17 protein-coding genes are annotated in these 16,485 nt (G+C 47.1%); 5 read left to right on the top strand and 12 right to left on the bottom strand.

All coding sequences use genetic code 11. The features are described from left to right. Positions 1 to 15 precede the first annotated feature (15 nt). Complete coding sequence (gene dinB / locus NWE92_04055) at positions 16 to 1,119, bottom strand: DNA polymerase IV (protein ID MCW4028802.1); 1,104 nt, start codon at positions 1,117 to 1,119, stop codon at positions 16 to 18. Between the two features lies 1 nt (position 1,120). After that, complete coding sequence (locus NWE92_04050) at positions 1,121 to 2,020, bottom strand: radical SAM protein (protein ID MCW4028801.1); 900 nt, start codon at positions 2,018 to 2,020, stop codon at positions 1,121 to 1,123. A 147-nt stretch (positions 2,021 to 2,167) separates the two neighbouring features. Here NWE92_04050 and NWE92_04045 point away from each other — a divergent pair, with 147 nt between their 5' ends. Further along, positions 2,168 to 3,208 carry a hypothetical protein gene (locus tag NWE92_04045; GenBank protein ID MCW4028800.1) on the top strand — a complete coding sequence of 347 codons (1,041 nt, stop codon included), beginning with the start codon at positions 2,168 to 2,170 and terminating at the stop codon, positions 3,206 to 3,208. 76 nt (positions 3,209 to 3,284) lie between these two features. After that, positions 3,285 to 3,740, top strand: coding sequence for a methylglyoxal synthase (locus tag NWE92_04040; protein ID MCW4028799.1), 456 nt, complete (start codon positions 3,285 to 3,287; stop codon positions 3,738 to 3,740). A gap of 72 nt (positions 3,741 to 3,812) precedes the next feature. Here NWE92_04040 and NWE92_04035 read toward each other — a convergent pair whose 3' ends face one another. Next, positions 3,813 to 4,781: an Lrp/AsnC family transcriptional regulator gene (locus NWE92_04035; protein MCW4028798.1), complete on the bottom strand. Its 969-nt coding sequence runs from the start codon at positions 4,779 to 4,781 to the stop codon at positions 3,813 to 3,815. Between the two features lie 193 nt (positions 4,782 to 4,974). Further along, on the bottom strand, positions 4,975 to 7,809 hold the full coding sequence (locus tag NWE92_04030) for a PQQ-binding-like beta-propeller repeat protein (GenBank protein ID MCW4028797.1): 2,835 nt from the start codon (positions 7,807 to 7,809) through the stop codon (positions 4,975 to 4,977). Between the two features lie 275 nt (positions 7,810 to 8,084). On the opposite strand from NWE92_04030, the gene NWE92_04025 reads away from it, so the two are divergent. Together NWE92_04025 and NWE92_04020 are read left to right on the top strand one after the other, a co-directional pair. Then, on the top strand, positions 8,085 to 8,909 hold the full coding sequence (locus tag NWE92_04025) for a hypothetical protein (protein ID MCW4028796.1): 825 nt from the start codon (positions 8,085 to 8,087) through the stop codon (positions 8,907 to 8,909). Between the two features lie 81 nt (positions 8,910 to 8,990). Then, entirely contained in the window at positions 8,991 to 9,617 is a 627-nt protein-coding gene (locus tag NWE92_04020) for a class I SAM-dependent methyltransferase (protein MCW4028795.1), read from the top strand. A 38-nt stretch (positions 9,618 to 9,655) separates the two neighbouring features. Here NWE92_04020 and NWE92_04015 read toward each other — a convergent pair whose 3' ends face one another. From NWE92_04015 to NWE92_03990, 6 genes are all read right to left on the bottom strand, one after another. Then, complete coding sequence (locus NWE92_04015) at positions 9,656 to 10,513, bottom strand: 50S ribosomal protein L10 (protein MCW4028794.1); 858 nt, start codon at positions 10,511 to 10,513, stop codon at positions 9,656 to 9,658. Between the two features lie 14 nt (positions 10,514 to 10,527). Next, positions 10,528 to 11,178, bottom strand: coding sequence for a 50S ribosomal protein L1 (locus NWE92_04010; GenBank protein MCW4028793.1), 651 nt, complete (start codon positions 11,176 to 11,178; stop codon positions 10,528 to 10,530). A gap of 58 nt (positions 11,179 to 11,236) precedes the next feature. Continuing rightward, positions 11,237 to 11,725, bottom strand: coding sequence for a 50S ribosomal protein L11 (locus NWE92_04005; GenBank protein MCW4028792.1), 489 nt, complete (start codon positions 11,723 to 11,725; stop codon positions 11,237 to 11,239). Between the two features lie 11 nt (positions 11,726 to 11,736). Further along, positions 11,737 to 12,210 carry a transcription elongation factor Spt5 gene (locus NWE92_04000; GenBank protein ID MCW4028791.1) on the bottom strand — a complete coding sequence of 158 codons (474 nt, stop codon included), beginning with the start codon at positions 12,208 to 12,210 and terminating at the stop codon, positions 11,737 to 11,739. A 15-nt stretch (positions 12,211 to 12,225) separates the two neighbouring features. Beyond that, on the bottom strand, positions 12,226 to 12,411 hold the full coding sequence (locus NWE92_03995) for a protein translocase SEC61 complex subunit gamma (protein MCW4028790.1): 186 nt from the start codon (positions 12,409 to 12,411) through the stop codon (positions 12,226 to 12,228). Between the two features lie 111 nt (positions 12,412 to 12,522). Further along, positions 12,523 to 13,347 carry a hypothetical protein gene (locus NWE92_03990; protein ID MCW4028789.1) on the bottom strand — a complete coding sequence of 275 codons (825 nt, stop codon included), beginning with the start codon at positions 13,345 to 13,347 and terminating at the stop codon, positions 12,523 to 12,525. A gap of 97 nt (positions 13,348 to 13,444) precedes the next feature. Here NWE92_03990 and NWE92_03985 point away from each other — a divergent pair, with 97 nt between their 5' ends. Beyond that, a complete protein-coding gene (locus NWE92_03985; GenBank protein ID MCW4028788.1) occupies positions 13,445 to 14,353 on the top strand; it encodes an ornithine carbamoyltransferase in 909 nt (302 codons plus the stop codon). A gap of 354 nt (positions 14,354 to 14,707) precedes the next feature. Here the strand turns inward: NWE92_03985 and NWE92_03980 are convergent, their stop codons facing one another. Both NWE92_03980 and NWE92_03975 read right to left on the bottom strand, forming a co-directional pair. After that, positions 14,708 to 16,051, bottom strand: coding sequence for an SLC13 family permease (locus tag NWE92_03980; GenBank protein MCW4028787.1), 1,344 nt, complete (start codon positions 16,049 to 16,051; stop codon positions 14,708 to 14,710). Between the two features lie 80 nt (positions 16,052 to 16,131). Further along, positions 16,132 to 16,476 (bottom strand): cupin domain-containing protein, encoded by a 345-nt coding sequence (locus NWE92_03975; protein MCW4028786.1) that lies wholly within the window; start codon positions 16,474 to 16,476, stop codon positions 16,132 to 16,134. Positions 16,477 to 16,485: the final 9 nt, after the last annotated feature.

The raw sequence follows: 16,485 nt of genomic DNA, 5'->3' as shown, positions 1-16,485 counted from the left end.
AAAGTTTGTTTATCGTTACCCTGAAAAGAAAAAGCTGGTAAGCTGCTTCTGCCGGGGCTCTTCTTTGCTAAAACCCGTCACGCGCACGCCAACTCTGCGAACTTCAAGCGGCGATTCAGCGAGGTACTTCTCGAAGAGCGCTCGGACGTTGCGTTGGATGGTTTCTTTGTCTTTGGCGGGCTGCTCCAAAGTTACACTGCGGCTTTTGCTGCTCAAATCCACGTTGACAACGTAGATGGAGACGGTTTTGAAGCTGTAGCCCTTCTCTGCAACTTCGCGGTACACGGGTTCGGTTAATTCGTCAGTTTTCTGCAAAATAAACTCCAAATCATGCGTATCCTGCTTAAGCGTGCCAATCTTGCTAATGGATTCCGCTTCACCCTGCTCCACCACAGGTTCATTGTCGACGGCGTTGGCAGCGTTATGGAAGTAGACGCCTAAAGCTTTGCCGAAAACCTCCACAAGACGAATAACATCATATTTGGCGAGGTCAGCTATAGTTTTGATTCCCATTTGCTCCATGCGCACGGTCGTCTTTTTGCCTACTCCTAAGAGGCGGTCTGCGGGGAGCGGAGCGAGAAACGCTTTTGCCTCGGTTGGGCGGATGATTGTTAAGCCGTTGGGTTTTTGGCTGTCGCAAGCGATTTTGGCGACAAGCTTGTTTGGTCCCACGCCGATGGTGAAAGAGATGCCGACCTGCACCCGTACAGCTGCCTTGATTTTCTCCGCGTATGCACGGGCTTTTTCGAAGCTGCCCTCAACCTGCTCAGTCACATCAAGATAAGCTTCGTCGATGCTAACCTGCTCAAGGCTCGTGGCGTAGCCGCGGAAGATGTTCATGATGCGGTTGCTGATGTCCTCGTAGTATTCGTGGTCAACGTGAAAGAAAACAGCGTCAGTGCCCTCCAGCTTTTGTTTCGCTTGGAAAAGCGGCAGCCCAGATTTGACGCCGTATTTGCGGGCGATGTAGTTGCTGGTGGAGACTGCGCCGCTTTCTTCGGTGCGGCCAGAGTAGACGCCGACAACGATAGGTTTGTCTTTGATTTGGGGGTTGCGGAGTTCCTCGCATTGTGCAAAGAAATAGTCGAAATCCGCCAGAAAAATAATCCGCGGCTGCATGTCAGGGGCTCCTCTTAGGCATAAGCCATGACCCATCACAAGCCGCCGTACTCAACCCATGCAGCCCCTCGCGGCATACCCCAAACTTCATGCCCGCCGCAACCACCTCATCCCGCACGGTTTTGAGCAGCTTATACCGATACTCGCTGGGCAATAATGCGCTGCCGCCGACTTTTTCGCCATCCACAAAGTAGAGGGGCTTGAGTTGCTCCATCACCTTGGGCAGGGCATCGGCGAGGCGGGTCCAGTTGTCGGGTTTAGCCTTGTAAGTGGAACAGGTGACGTGTTTGACGCCGAGGTCGGCGAGGATTTTGATTAGCCGCTGCGGATGGTCATTAACATGGGGAATTATGGGGTCGATGCGGACTGATACGGGTACGCCTGCTTTGAGGAGTTCCGCGGCGGCTTTGAGGCGCTCTGAGGGGGGAGGCGCGTCGGGTTCAATTATGCCTGCGAGCATGTTGCTGTCGGTGGTTATGGTTAGAGCCACAGTTGCGGGAAGGCGACAAAGGAGGTCAGCGTCGCGGGCAACGAGGTTGCTTTTAGTTATGATTTGTATTTTGCAGTTGCATCCCGCCAGCACTTCGAGGCAACGTCGCGTTTGGCATGCTGAGGCTTCGAGGCGCGGGTAGGGGTCGGATGAGTTGGATAGGGACAGGGTTTCGCCGTTGAGTTTGGCTGCTTCTCGCCGTAAGAGGGGGATGAGGTCTTTTTTGGGGTGGATGTCTTTGAAGTTTTGGATGTAGCTTGAGGCGTAGCAGTAGAGGCAGTGGTGGTCGCATCCTGTGTAGGGGTTAAAGGTTAGCTTAGGGGGGCAGGTGCAGAGGCCAGAACGCCACGGGTCAAAGCTTGAAATCAACGGCACCGAAACTTCACTGCGTATAGGTATGCGGTTGGGCAAACAAAAACTATTCGCAATACCTGCTAATGTCTTAGTCAAGGTTTCTTGACGAAAAATCATTTAAAACTAACTATGGAAGGGAGGTTATGGAAAAAGGGGGTTAAAACGCCAATTAACATACGGGGTCTGATTAATAGGCGAGTAGTATTGGCGACTGTGATGATTATTCTCATCGGGTTAGGTCTCGCTCATTTTGCAACAACTCAAATAGCTACGGTTACCCATAAACAGCGACAAATAATTAATCCACGCATGGAAAATCACCCCTTTGAGGTAGAACTCGAAAATGACACATCAAGGGAGAACACTTTGCTACTCGCAGACATCGTGGGGTTTAACTACCAGAAATACATGGGGCTCATTGAAGAGAAACCAAACGGTGTTTTTTACACGTTAGGCTATAGCGGAGACCCGAAACCGTCGCCACATTGGTCTCCAAATGCGTTGCCGCTATCAGAATACAGAATCCACGTAGGCTATTCAAATAACGACAACATGATTAGCTTCTACATCTCCAGCACAAATGGGTCATTGCTATTCACCCAATCTGACATGTCAACTCTCGACCAAGCTAAAGCCTTTTTAGAAAAGTATCAAGACGCATACCACGCAGTTTATACACAGAACATGCGAAATGCATTAAACAATATCTCAGCCCCGAGTAACGTCACCCAAAAAAAAGGTGACCTCCAGATGGAAATATTCTGCGAAACCACCAATGACACCGATATAAGTCACAAAAACGAGCTGCATCTCTACGAAACCTTTCGTTGGAGCCGAACAGTTAACGGCATACCAAATCCCTATGACACCTTCTCGTTAACTTATAAAGATGGTAAATTCAAGAGTTTCGTTGATCACTGGAACCATTATCCGATTGATAACGCAACCATAAAGGTAGACCAAGTTGAAGCCATAAAAATGGCGGAGACAAAGGTCACCCACATGGATTGGTCAGTGCCTGAAGGCTCAAACGTAAAGGTAGTTGATATGAAGGCAAGCTTGAGTTTTGACTACAAGCTATTCAATACGCAACACCAAAACGGTTGCCTTTATCCAATTTGGACGGTGACTTTAACGCTTAATCACCTCTACCCAAGTGGCGCAGCAGGCAAGGTAACAGTTATGATACGAGCGGATACTGGGGAGATTGAAGGTGTTGGAGTACCGATGAACCTACCGCCTTAAATGTAGATAAAGACACCTTTTCAACCAAAAAAAACTTTAATCAACTCTTCAACGTCCTTAAATGCAGTGAACAAACATGGATAGTTCGGCAACTTTAAAGTGCAGAAAAAAAATCGCCCTCATCGCCCACGATAACAAAAAAGCGGACATGCTGGAATGGGCAAAGTACAACCTTGCCACTCTGCGTCAACACGAACTCTACGCCACCGGAAGCACAGGCAAGATGCTCCAAAAAGAACTCGGCTTAAACATAACCAGCCTTGAATCAGGACCACTTGGAGGCGACCTACAAATCGGCGCCCGCATAGCAGACGGCGACATAGACTGCCTCATATTCTTCTGGGATCCCCTAGAACCCCAACCCCACGACCCTGACGTTAAAGCGCTCCTCCGAGTGGCAGTCGTATGGAATATCCCCGTAGCATGCAACCTTTCCTCAGCGGACTTTCTGATTTCATCCCCACTCATGTGCAAAGACTACCCAAGAAAACTCCCCGACTACCAAACCTACCGTCTAAGAAACCTCACCTAACAGGCGTTCCCTCAAAAGGATTTCGCAGGCATCGGTCAGTTAGGGATTGCCGTTCTTGTGAATCACGAGGAACTAGAAGGTGGATATGCATTGCTTACGCAGAGGCCAAGCAGGGAAAACAGAACGAATTGAGGAATCGATCCGTTTTATGTAGGGGATTTTCACGATTTGCTCATCAATGAATATGAGGTCGTTACAGTCCCTAACTAGAGCTGCAACCATTAGATCGAAATTCCCGCTTATCTTAATAAGGTAAGAGACGCCGGGGATTTTACATAACATCTCGGCAGCTTCTTTGGTTTTGCTTTGGTCAGTGAGAGCCAAATATATGTTAATAATAGCTTGATAACCCAGTTTTTTCGTGTCGATTTGAATGGAGACTTTGAGGTAATTATTTTTCCGTAGCCGCTCATACCGCCGCACTACGGTGTCAGTTGAAACGCCAATCTGCTCGGCGATGTTACTCAAAGGCAAACGCCCATTAAGGGTTAACTTTTCGATAATCTCCAAATCGACCTTATCTATGTTTAGGGGAGGCTTTTTTTCGACTTCAGCAATGTCAATGCCGTCAGCGCTTTCTGGGGGTAATTCGCCAAGCAGAATATTTTCAGGGATGTTCCGCACGCTGGTCCAGATACTCGTTTTAATTTCGTTAACGGGACTTTGTTTGCTTATGAGTGTTTTTACACGCTCTAAATCGCTAAGACTCATCAGGTGACATATTGCACCGATGTTATAGGACGAGTTACAACATCTAAAACTTGTGATCTCAGGCATTTTTTTAAGGCGTTCAAAAACGTTTTCCACATATTGCGATTCAACACTAAGCATAATCAAGGCTTGCTCACCATACCCAAGCTTGGGATGGTTCAACTGAACGGTAGCGCCCGTTATGATTTCAGCGGCAACCATGTTTGTGTAATGTTTCCAAATGATGTCTTTTGAGGTACCAAGCTTCGCTGCCAACGCTGTGAAACTTTGCCGTCCATCCTTGAGGAGTTCCTTTAGGATTTTTATGTCAATTTCTTCAAGGTCTTTCATGATACCCAAATCAGCTAGCTATGACATTAGAAGACAGCGTATTTCATTATTATTATTTGTTATTAATACTGATATAAACACCAAAAAATTAACGAAAAAAGGACAAAAACCAAGGAAAATGGAACCAAACCCGCGGGGGCACATTTAAAATTGAACAAAAAAATAAAAGGGGAAAGGAAGGTTTGAGTGTGTTTTATGGGCGTTTTCTGAGCAACACCAGAACCAGAAGAGCTATGACGATTATCATTAGAACAAATAGCCCAACGGTTGCAGGGACGAAGTACGTGTCTGCGAGAGATAGCGGAGCGTCGGTTGGTGCAGGGGTGGGTGCTTGTTGTTCTGCAACATAAGTGGCGGTTTCTGCAGATGACCTGCCATAAGATGCCGAGCCAGAGAACGAAGCGATTATGGTGTATTTACCGGGAACATCGGGGGTAGTCCATGCATATGAAAAGGCGCCGCTTGTATCGCTAGTTGCGTCACCGATGTGGATGAAGTTGCCGTTAGGATCAATTGCATCTAAGGAAACTGGAACACCGGTTGCGTTTGTGGGCTTTACTTGCTGCTGGTAGAGATATTCCATCCATACTTCTTGGCTTTCGTCAGATACAGCCGCAACACCGTTTACGAGACCATATTTGCTAGCATGTGCGATTGCACCTGGAGATTGATCAGTGACTGTGCCCTGTATTATTTCAATTTCGCCCGCGGGGGTAGCTGTCATGGGTGCTTGTACGGTGGTAGCGCTGGGTCCCATACCGATGCAGTAAATCAAATTGTCGTATTGGCTGTTGGAAATTAAGTAGCCGTCTGCGACCGCTTGAACCACACCAGTTGAGTATTGTTCAAGTTTCCAAATCAATGTCCCGTCAGTTAAGTTAACGCAGCGAAGATAGGATTCTCTAAATAGCGGCTGAGTTGGCGAGTGCTCAGTTGATGCCAAAAAGACCTTTCCGTCACAGACGAAGAGCAAGCTGAGCGGCATATTGTTTCCATATGAGCTTTCATAGTGGTAAGTTGTTGGGGCACTGTACTTCCATAGTTGGGTGCCGGTTGTTGCATTGTAGGCATAGATTTCGCCGTTTAGGTTGTAGGCGTTTGCTGCAATGTAGATTCCCTCATAGACCCCGCCTGTTATGCCTGAACCAGTGCCAAAGGTGTAGTAACCCATTGGATCGAGTGTTTCAGTTGGTCCCCACAATGGGTTTCCAGTTGTTAGGCTGTAGGCCCATTTCTGTGTTGTTTGTTGACAGGTTAGGATGAATATTTTAGAGTTGTAATCTACGGGTCCTATGCTCCAAGTGTAGTTTTTGCCAGGTAGTGGAACTGTGAAGTTCTTGTTGTAATCCATTGTTACGGTGAAGCCAAGGTTGTTGTTTAGGGTGCCAGGTACGTTGGGGAAGGGACTATAGGCTGTTGCGTGTTCGTTTATGGTAGCGAGCCATATTGCAATGCTATCATCGTTAGCGGCTCCGCCGATGCTGCCCATTGTTCCAAAGGTGGTGGTTATTGCTGAGCCAAAGATTTGTTTTGGCACACGGTCATCGTCTCGCAGGATAGTCATTGATCCTTTGAGGCCCTTTGGTATGGTTACGTTCATTGTGTATCCGGAGTGGGGGACTTTTAAGGCGTCTTTGATGGATTGTTCGAAGCCTGTGCCCCATGTAGTGCTGGCATTCATCCATTGGGTGTCATTAACAGCGTCAATTACTGCTCCCACTGGTGGGTGCCAAACTTGTTGGGCGGTTCCTGTTGGTCCACCAGGGTAAATGGCTTGGGTCGAATTCCAACAAAGTAGGTTACCGGTATTGGCGTTATAGCTGTAGCGTAGTAGGCTTCCGTCTTGGTCAGTTGAGGATGTACCGGAGGGCACATTTTTCAGCGTCAATATTAAGTTGCCAGTTGTCGGGTCAAGCATATACCAGGTAGTGCCGGATTGTATCCACAAGTATGAGGCTACTCCGTCTCCGTTAACTGTTTGAGAGTGATACATTTGACCCTGAGTCAATGATAGGTATGTTTGTGCATAAGAGCCACCAACTTCACCGCCGGGTTGACTTATTGTGTAGGGGTTGTTGAGACCGTTGTCGGTGCCGTTCTTGTACCATATCTGTTTTCCAGTGTAGAGGTCCATTGCGTAGTAGCCATATCTGTTGCTTTGTGCAGTTGCGGGTGAGTTGTAGTAGATAACTCCGTTCATGACTATGGGTTGTGACCACGCATCTATGTAGTCGTTGATATTGTATTGAATACCAGGCCATTGAGAGTCAGCGATGCCGCCGGGATAACCCGCGACATCAGGTGAAGAGGCTTCCATAGGTGCTGTCCATAGTACGTGTGCACTGTTTGGGGCTATACCCCCTTGATAGTTGTTAATGAGCCAAGTGCCTTTTAGCCAGTTGCTTGCAAGAGAAGACCATTGTCTATTCTGGGCATTTATAGGGAGCGTCCAGTAATCTGTTGGAAGCGGAGCTTCGGGCCAATCTGCGTTAGGTTCTTGATTTACGACGAGTGTTGTGGGTTCGCTTGTGGCGCCTAGGAAAATGTCACCGATGCCTGCAATTGCGTTTGCTTGCGTTCGGGTAATGACGCTTTCACTTGGTTCAACTACGCCGCCAGGCCAGCTGAATACGATGGTGTAATTTCCGACTTGGTCGGGAACATACACTTTAAAGTCACTGGCGAGAGCACTTGAACACGTCCAGGGTCCGATGATTTCTGTTTTTCCGTCGGGTTTAGTGATGTTTAGTTGCCAGCCTTCCCAGACTTGACCGTTTGTACCACCAGATGTAGGTGAATACCTGTCAAGCCAACAAACAATGGTAGTGTACTGGCCAACACCAACGATACCGGGCGCACAAGTGACATAGGCGGTTGTTGGAAAAGTCCACGGGGGATCATGCGCAATAACGGCAGGTAAAGCAATCATAGTAGCAGTGATGGTTAGCATCAGAAAGAGCACGAGTGCAGTAGTTTTAGATTTATTTCTTGAGAATTTTTCAGTTTTATTCTCTGTTAATTTCGTCATTTTGTTCTTTCCTTATAGTCGGTACGCAAACATCGTTTGAAGAATTTTTAAAAACTCCCTGTAAGTTAACCGACTACCAACTGAATGGTTAGAACAAAAATAACCAGTTAAACTTTAAGCAAAGTCGTTCAATATTGCAATATTTTGCTAAATCCATGAAAGAAACGGAAAAATCTTTGTCTTTTTCGCTTTTTTAACTAATTATTTTTTTGTAAAATGAGATTTTATAAAAGCTTAAAAGCAAACCTCAATCATAAGGCGATAGAAGGGAAAACTTGCACCTACAACAGGAAGAAACAGTCGAAACGCTCGTAAATTTAGGTCTTACTGTTTTGGAAGCAAAAGTCTACATAGCCCTAGTTAAATCGGGTTCTTCAACAGGGAGGGCAACGGCTAACCTTGCCAAAGTGGCCCCCCAGGATGTATACCGGGTCCTAACGGAGCTTCATAACGATGGACTTGTAGAAAAGAAATTAGCTAAACCAAACAAGTATAGAGCCATACCTCTAGAAAAAGGCATTTCACTGCTATTTCAGAGAAGAAACGAACAGACAGCACAGCTAAAGAAATCAGCGTTTAAAATTTTCAGCTCCTTCCAAGCAATCGATGAACTTGAAGAGCAAACAGACATCGGCGACTTTGTTTTGCTTCCAAAGGGAGCATCGATTGGAAACAGAATCAGAAGAAACTGGATGACTGCCAAAGCAAATGTGGATTTGATGAATAATTTCGCGGAAGGCAGCGAATTAAATAAAGAAAACCTCGATTACGAGGTTGTAGCCCTCGACAAAGGAGTAAAAGTCCGAGAAATACTGGGCAAAACCCGCAAGAAATATCGAATCAGCAAGACCGCTTCCATCTTAGCAAGTAAACCTACCTATCAAGTAAAATATCTCCACAGCCCCCCACTGGCTAAGTTGATGATAAAAGACAGAAAAGAAGTCTTGCTTTCAACATCCGCCACAGCAACCCCATTTGAGTACCCCTCACTATGGTCAAACAATCGAATTGTAGTTCAACTAATCCAAGAATGGTATGATAACATATGGGCTAAAGCTGTGAGCGGAACACAGCAAACAGATTCAGAAACCGAAAAATAAAAAAGAGTACTTTATGGTTCAGGTGCCTCTTTGCCAAAACATTCACAAGGCATAAAAAGTCGAGGCTAAATTATGTGCGATATGAAAGTCGGCGATAGATTCGACAAGTTAGCAGATCACTATGACCAAGTAATCATGAAAAGAATACCCCAATACGGCAAATTCACAGACGTATTCTTCAGCCTATTGCCCTACTCAGATGATGACCAGATAGAGGTTTTGGATCTCGGCATAGGCACCGGAAACATCGCCCAGCGACTTTTAGAAAAATACCCCCAAGCTAAGCTAGTCGGGGTTGATGTTTCTCTCAAAATGCTCCAGCAATCAAGCCTAAAATTAGCTTCAGTTAAAAACAGAATAAAGTTGACGCAGGGGGATTTGGGTGCTTTACCCTCGATAGGTTGCTTTGACCTTGTTTACTCAGTTCTTGCAATACACCATCTTTCAGATGAAGACAAGCAGGGGCTTTTTAAAAAAATCTACACCCAACTTAAACCAAGCGGCATTTTCATCCTCATTGATGTTATGAAGGGCACTGATGATCGTTTAACAAAGATTTACTTGAATGCCACATTCTCCTTTGATGATTCGGACAAGCCTTCTTCGCTTATGGAGCAGCTTGAGTGGCTAAAAAGAGCCGGTTTTGAGAAAATAGATGTCCCATGGAAGGACTACAAGCTTGCCTGCCTAATAGCAATTAAGGCATAGAACAAATAAAATAAAAAATAAAATTAAGAAAGGTTGGTTTAAGCCGCTTTGGGCTTGGCTTTCTCTTGTAGGCTTGTTGCTTCGGCGTTGGCTTTGCGGATGATGTCTGCGATGGTTTCTTTGGTGGGTATGGCTGCGCTGACTGAGAGTGCAACTGCTTTTTGGTGTGCGCTTTGCAGTAAGGGTTTGATGGTTTCTTTGCATGCATAGCCGATGCTCATTGCAAGTGCGAAGGCTTCTTGGTTGCTGGCTTCGACGCTATTCTTGGTAGCGGCAACATCGATCTTGAGTTGGTCGCCGGTAATCATTAATCCGTTGTCGAAGACTGCACGCATGGATATGCCGAGTTCTACGGATTTTATGCCGAGTTTCGCCAGTACACCTGCGAGACGGTCGTTGATGACTTCACCTTGACGGACAACTAGGGTGTCTTTGCTAACCCAGACGCTGCCGTTTTCGATTTTTGTAGGCAAACCGACTGCGTTAAGTTGACTGATGACGGGTCCTGGAGGTTGACCTGTGTTGCTGGAAGGAACAATCACGTCGAGGGCGGCTACGTCGCCTGCTTTGGCGGTGGTTTTTACTTTGCCGCGTTCAAGAAGCAATGCTAGTTTGAAGGGGTTGAGGTCGGTAAAGAGGAAGACGTTTGATCCTTCCAAGTATTCCTCAAGCTTCTTGAGTTCAGCTTGGTTCATTTCTTCAATGGCGATTTTGATGAGTGTGTTTTTGAGGACGCGCAGGTAAACTTGACCTTTCATGGTTTTTTTGAGTTCTTGAAGTTGGGAAGCGCGAACCTTCTTTAGACTGGCGATGCCGACGGATTTGTATTCTTTGAATATGTCTTTGATTGCTGCTACTTCGCCTGATTTTTCTTCTAATACTTGTTGGGACGGCATGATGTTTCTCTCATTTATGGTTTAATTTTAACGGGCTCACCCATGGAGGTCTTGATGAAAGCGTACTTGACGTTTTTGAGTCCACGTTTAAGTTTAGTATCGAGAACCCGAAGAACAGCCATAGTGTTTTCGGTTAAGTCTTCGTCTTTCATCTGTTGGGAGCCAACGGGAACTTGGATGATGGGTTGGTTACGCATGCGAACAACCACGGTTTTGCGGTGTTTTGCAAGCAAAGGAGTGATGTCCGCGTTAGGTGGAACAGGAATAGGCATTTTTCCCCTAGGACCCAGAACTGGACCTAAAATTCTACCGACCAGCGGCATCAAAGGTGCCTCAGCGATGAATACATCGTAGTCGGTGGCCACTTTGCGTAGTTCCTTCTTTTTACCCGTTAAGGATTCTAAGTCTGCGCGTTCAATAACGCGGTCTGCTTGGGCGTTCTTTGCTTTTAAGGCAAATTCGCCAGAGGCAATAACGCAGATGCTGTTTGGTTTGCCAGTGTCATGAGGTAACTCAACGACCTCTTGGATTTTACCTTCTGGCGCCTTCATGTCGATTTCGACGATGTCGAGTATCAGATCTACAGTCTGGTTGAATTTCTTCTCGCCAGCTTTCGTTTTTGCCTGTTTTATTGCTTCGGATATGGTTTTGTTGTCTAGGGGCATTTTTAAGCCTCGTGCCAATAGGGATTTAGAAACCCATTATAAAAATATTCGCTTAGCATTAGTCGCTACCGAATACATTATCATAGGTGCCAGAGTCAATTTCCTTCTGGACTTCTCGGGGGTCTTTGCCTTCAACAGTGACGCCGATGCTAACGCAGGTGCCAAGCAATTCTTTGGCAGCGCTTTTGGTATCAGGCGCCAACAGTTGGGGAGCTTTAATCTTGGCTATCTTTACAATCTGCTCCATGGTTAAGTCGCCGGCTTTAACCGAGTTAGGGGTACCGGAGCCTTTCTCGATTTTTAATTCAGCAACTATAAGTGCAGATGCAGTTGGGGTGCCAACGGTAATTTCGAAGGTTTTGTCTTCAGGGTCAACTGCCACTTTAACTGGAACTTTCATTCCTGCATAGTCTTTGGTGACTTCGTTGATTTTGTTGACAACAGCCACGACGTTAACGGCTAAAGGACCAAGAGCTGGACCTATAGGTGGACCTGCATTGGCTTGACCGCCGCTGACAATGAATTCTACAACTTTTTTTTCTACCATAGGTTTTCACTTTATGCTTTTGCTTTTTCTACGAGTTTTACATAGTCTGAATGTACTGTGATTGGCAAAGTAAACGTTGCTTCCAGCAACTCAAGGGTAACTTCGCCCTTAGATTTGTCGAGTCGAGTGATTTTTGCACGCATACCTTTGAAGGGTCCACCAGTGATTTCGACAACGTCGTCTTCGTTGAGGTCTTCCATGACGGGTTTGCGTACGATGTAGCGTTCAATTTCGTTGAAGCTGATGAGACCAGGGATTCTGCTGCGGACATGTCGAACGCCTGCGATGGCTTCTTCGACAAGGTGGGGGCCGTCTGCTTCTATGAATACGTAGCCTTTGAGGGTGTCTGGGACAAGAAGAGCCTTAATTGGAATATGGGTCATTTCAACTTTGGAACCAATTAACCGTGCCACGTTGCGTTCTTGACCAGTGGTTGTTTTGATAGCGAAAATTTTGACTTGACTGAGCTCTTCTTTTTTATCCATACCCCTTATAGCTCCTTAAGTGGCAGCTCCTGCATTTCCTGTTATGGCCCAGGCTAAGATTTTAATTACAAAACCGATTAAACCGACTACTCCGATGCCTAAGGCGCTAATTTTTATAGAGAGCCAAAGCTCTTCGCGATCAGGTTTTACGGCTAGCTTTAACGTGCGTGCTGCCTGTGTTAGCCAAGATTTTATTCCCATATTTACCGCACACTCAACATTTCATTATTCTATAATAAACGTTACTGTAACTTTTAGGTTTAAACACTCTTCGCCTACGCTTTTAAAGGTTCCCACCCCAAACCATGGCGCCTACACTTTATTGTAGGGCAACCCAGCCGCCTCCAACGCCGCCAGAAGGTCTGGTTTGTCCTCGCTTTTGATGCCTTTCCAATCCAACAAAGCCAACGGCACACGCTCCAACGTCCGCTCCATGCACTGCCGCACGATTGCCTCATCTGTCAACGAAACCGCATATTTGGGAATCATGTGTCCAAAAACGGCTTGCCCCATCAACGCCATCAAAGTAAATTTCTGATTGTAATGTGTCCCACCAATCCCCATCACTGCTGATGCGCGAGGTTTTTCAAAACCAGCAATCGCCGCCATCGCAGCGTGGGCAACCGCTTTCGCCGCCACCTCATCGCGCCATTGAGCCTCACTGCTACCCAACTCCACAAACATGGTGGGGACACTTAGACTGGGGCCATGATGGGTGACTTCGTAACTGACTTCGTGGTTTAGGCGGAAGTGTTCTTTGCATTGAAAGAGAACTTTGAGGGCGGTTTGCATCGCGTAGGCAGGCGCGACGGAAACGGTTTTGGGTAATCCGCCGAGTTCTGCGTCGCCAAAGTTTCCGGGAGTATGGACAGTTAGAGTGGGTGTGCCGCTTTGGCTACTATGTCGAGAGATGAAAACGACGAGTTCAGAGTTTGGGAACTGTTCGGGGAGATACTGCGCACGGACTGATTCTTCCGCCAAAGTTATGAGGGTTACGTCTTTGCCGTTAAACTCCGCGGCGTAGGTGGGGTTTTGTTGGAAGGTTTGGGAGGTTTCTATGAAGGGGTATTGGGTGAGGATTTGTTGTTTGATTGTTTGGCTTGCAATATCCTTGTTAGAAGAGACCAGCAATATCATGTTCGGTTTCCTTATTGTGGTTAAGCATTGAGGTGAAAAAAGTTTTTGCATAAAGCTTATTATGGCATGGCTGATTCAACCGTACTGAGGACGCAAAATGCATCTACTAAACTTCAAAGAACAAAGCGGCAAAGACCTCAACGCCATAGTAGACTTAGCCATAGACACCAAACTCAACCCCAAAAAGTATGCCAAAACCCAAAAGGGCAAAACCGCCGCTTTAGTTTTCCAAAAGACCTCCACACGCACCCGCGTCTCTTTTGAAGTCGCCATGACCCAACTCGGCGGCCACGGACTATACATGGATTGGCGAAGCAGCAACTTCACGCTTGCCGACATAGGCGACGAAATCGGCTACTTATCCCGCAACGTGGACTGCATCATGGCGCGGCTCCTCTACAACAGTGACCTGCGCAAAATGGCGGCTGCGTCCCGTGTGCCCGTCATCAACGGCTGCGATGACATGTATCATCCTAGTCAGGCACTGGCAGATTTAATAACCATCAAAGAGAAACATGGCAAACTCAAAGGCACCAAGTTGGTCTATATCGGCGTTCACAACAACGTGACTAACTCGCTTATTGAAGCCTGCACCAAAACAGGCGTAAAACTCACCACAGTAACCCCAATCACTAATGCAGCTGCAAAAGACGAGGAGTTACTTGCGGAAGCCAAGAAATCTGGGCTCTGGCAATCCACCCTTGACGTCAAAGATGCAGTTGCGGACGCGGATTTCGTTTATACTGACACATGGATTGATATGGAGTTCTTCACGGACCCCAAATTCGCCGACGAGAAGGAACGCCGCCTCAAACTGATGATGCCCTACCAAATCAACGCAGAACTGCTCGAGGGCACCGACGCATACGTTATGCATGACATGCCCATCCATCGAGGTTACGAAATCAGCCCAGAGGCTATCGCCAGCCCCAAATCGGTGATTTATGAGCAGGCTGAAAACCGTCTTTACTCCGCCAAAGCCATAATGCTTACACTCATGAAGTAGGCGGATGGCTTTTTTCAGAGTTAGCGCTAGAATTAATTGCCCCGTTTTTTCGAAAGCTTCATAAGCAATTCGATATAATACGGAATCGTATGATATTGCAAAAAGAATCTTTAGGCACAAGCTTAGAAGAACTCTTTTGGCAATGCTGCGCAAAGGAAACAGAATCAGTAGTTGAATCTGACAAGGACAAAATGAAGACAGAATAGGCAATGAAAAAGGCTTATCCTTCTTTTTTTGTCCTCCAAGCTGTCAGGCTCAACCAAGTCAACAAATGAATCGATTCCAACCGAAAAAGTCACAGAAGTTGGCTACTTTTTTAAGTTTAGATAGGGGAGGGGGTAGGTCTCTTAGATATCAGAATAACGTGAACCCCAAAGTCAACTCCGCCCAAAGCACCAGCGACGCCACAGCAACCTCCACGATGGAGACGACGGCGCCCACTTTTAGGTACTGTTTGAGGCTAATGTTGACGCCCCGCCGCCGCATCGTTTCTAGCCACATTAAAATCGCCAGCGAGCCCAACGGGAAAAAGTGCGGTCCCAAATTGTTTCCAATAACATTGCTGAAAACTAGCCCAGTTAGCTGTGTGCCTGAGGCGCCGAGATGTTGGATACTTAGCATCCCAAGAATCGTCATGGGCCAATTATTTAGGAAGCTGGCGCCAACGGTGACCACCATGCTGGGTCCAAAAATCCCCAACACTGCTGGAAGCTGGCTGCTGGCTTGAAGCGCCGAGGCTACAATGTTGGTGACGCCTACCGTTTCTAGCCCTTGCACGACAAGGAATATGCAGAGCATAAAGAGCAAAATATCCCAGTTAATCTCACGCGCCAATCCAAAGAGCCCCTTCTTTTGGCCATTCACGCCTCCGTGGCGCTTCAACGAAACCCAATAAACTGCCCCCAAAAAGGCGGCTCCGCTACAAATCACCAAAGAAACAGGCAACCTCCAAAGTGAAGTCAAAACGTAACCCACATCTACCGCCACCAGCACTCCAAAACAGACTCGCAGCAGAGCGGGCGAAATTAACTGTTTGTCTTGAGTTAATTGGTCGGCTGCGGCGGGGTTGTAGGCTTTAGGGATGCCCTTGCGGAAGAAGAGGTAGACGATGAGGATGCTGGTTGAGATGGTTGCGACTGCGATGGGAGCCATAAATTTGAGGTGATCCAAAAAGGTGTACCCGAAGAAGTCGGCGCTAAGGATGTTTATGGGGTTACTGGTTATGAGCGGCATTGCGGCGGTGTCGGCGATTAAGCCTGCGCTGAAGAGGTAGGCGAGTTTGCCTTTGGCGTCGATGTTTAGGCAGCTTACGATTTCAAGCACAATGGGGATTAAGATGAGGACGGCGCTGTCGTTGGCGAATAGGATGCTGACGACGGCTGTGAGTAGCGTTACGTAGAAGTAAAGCTTAAGCCCGCTGCCGCCTGCCAATTGCACTACGCGAAGCGCCGCCCATTTAAAGAAGCCCAACGCATCCAAAACCACCGACAACGCCACAATACCCAAAAACGCCAGCGCAGCATCCCAAATCGTCAAAAACGACTGCGCCGCCTGTCCAAGTGTGACTGTTCCAAGTAAAAGCGAGGCTGCTGCTCCAATGCCCGCCGCGTACCCTAACCGCAATCCATGTGGACGCCGAATCATCAAAAACAGCGTCCCCCCAAACACGGCTAACGCAGCAACTGGTAGGTAATCCAAACTGAGCCTCGCATAGCATAGATGGCGAGTAATTCAACTATAAAAGGTAATTTGCCCCAGTTTTTCGCTGTTTAGCAGGTTTAGGGCGGTATGTCTTTGATGTGTTGTTCGTATTGGGGTTCCCAAGCGGGGGAAGTCACGCAGACCTGCTTAAGTTTGCCCCTGTAGTAGAAGCGGGTGTTGGGCGGCACAATCACAACATCTCCAGCCTGCACCTCGTATGGTTTGTCTTCTATGAACCAAGTACCCGCGCCCTCGATGATATAGAAGATGAAGTTGCTTTTGGTGTGCAGAAACTCTTCAGCGTGCCCCGTTTCGGTTTCCTGATAAACAACCGCCGCTGGGCATTGGTCTTTGCTGTTGTAGATGCGCATCTTTACGCCGTACTTCTCGATGTTTAAGGCGTCTTGTTTTCGATAAATCAACGTGCCTTC

This window comes from Candidatus Bathyarchaeota archaeon (genome assembly GCA_026014745.1).
Classification (GTDB): Archaea; Thermoproteota; Bathyarchaeia; order Bathyarchaeales; family Bathycorpusculaceae; genus Bathycorpusculum.
This window is presented reverse-complemented; position numbering and strand designations above follow the sequence as displayed.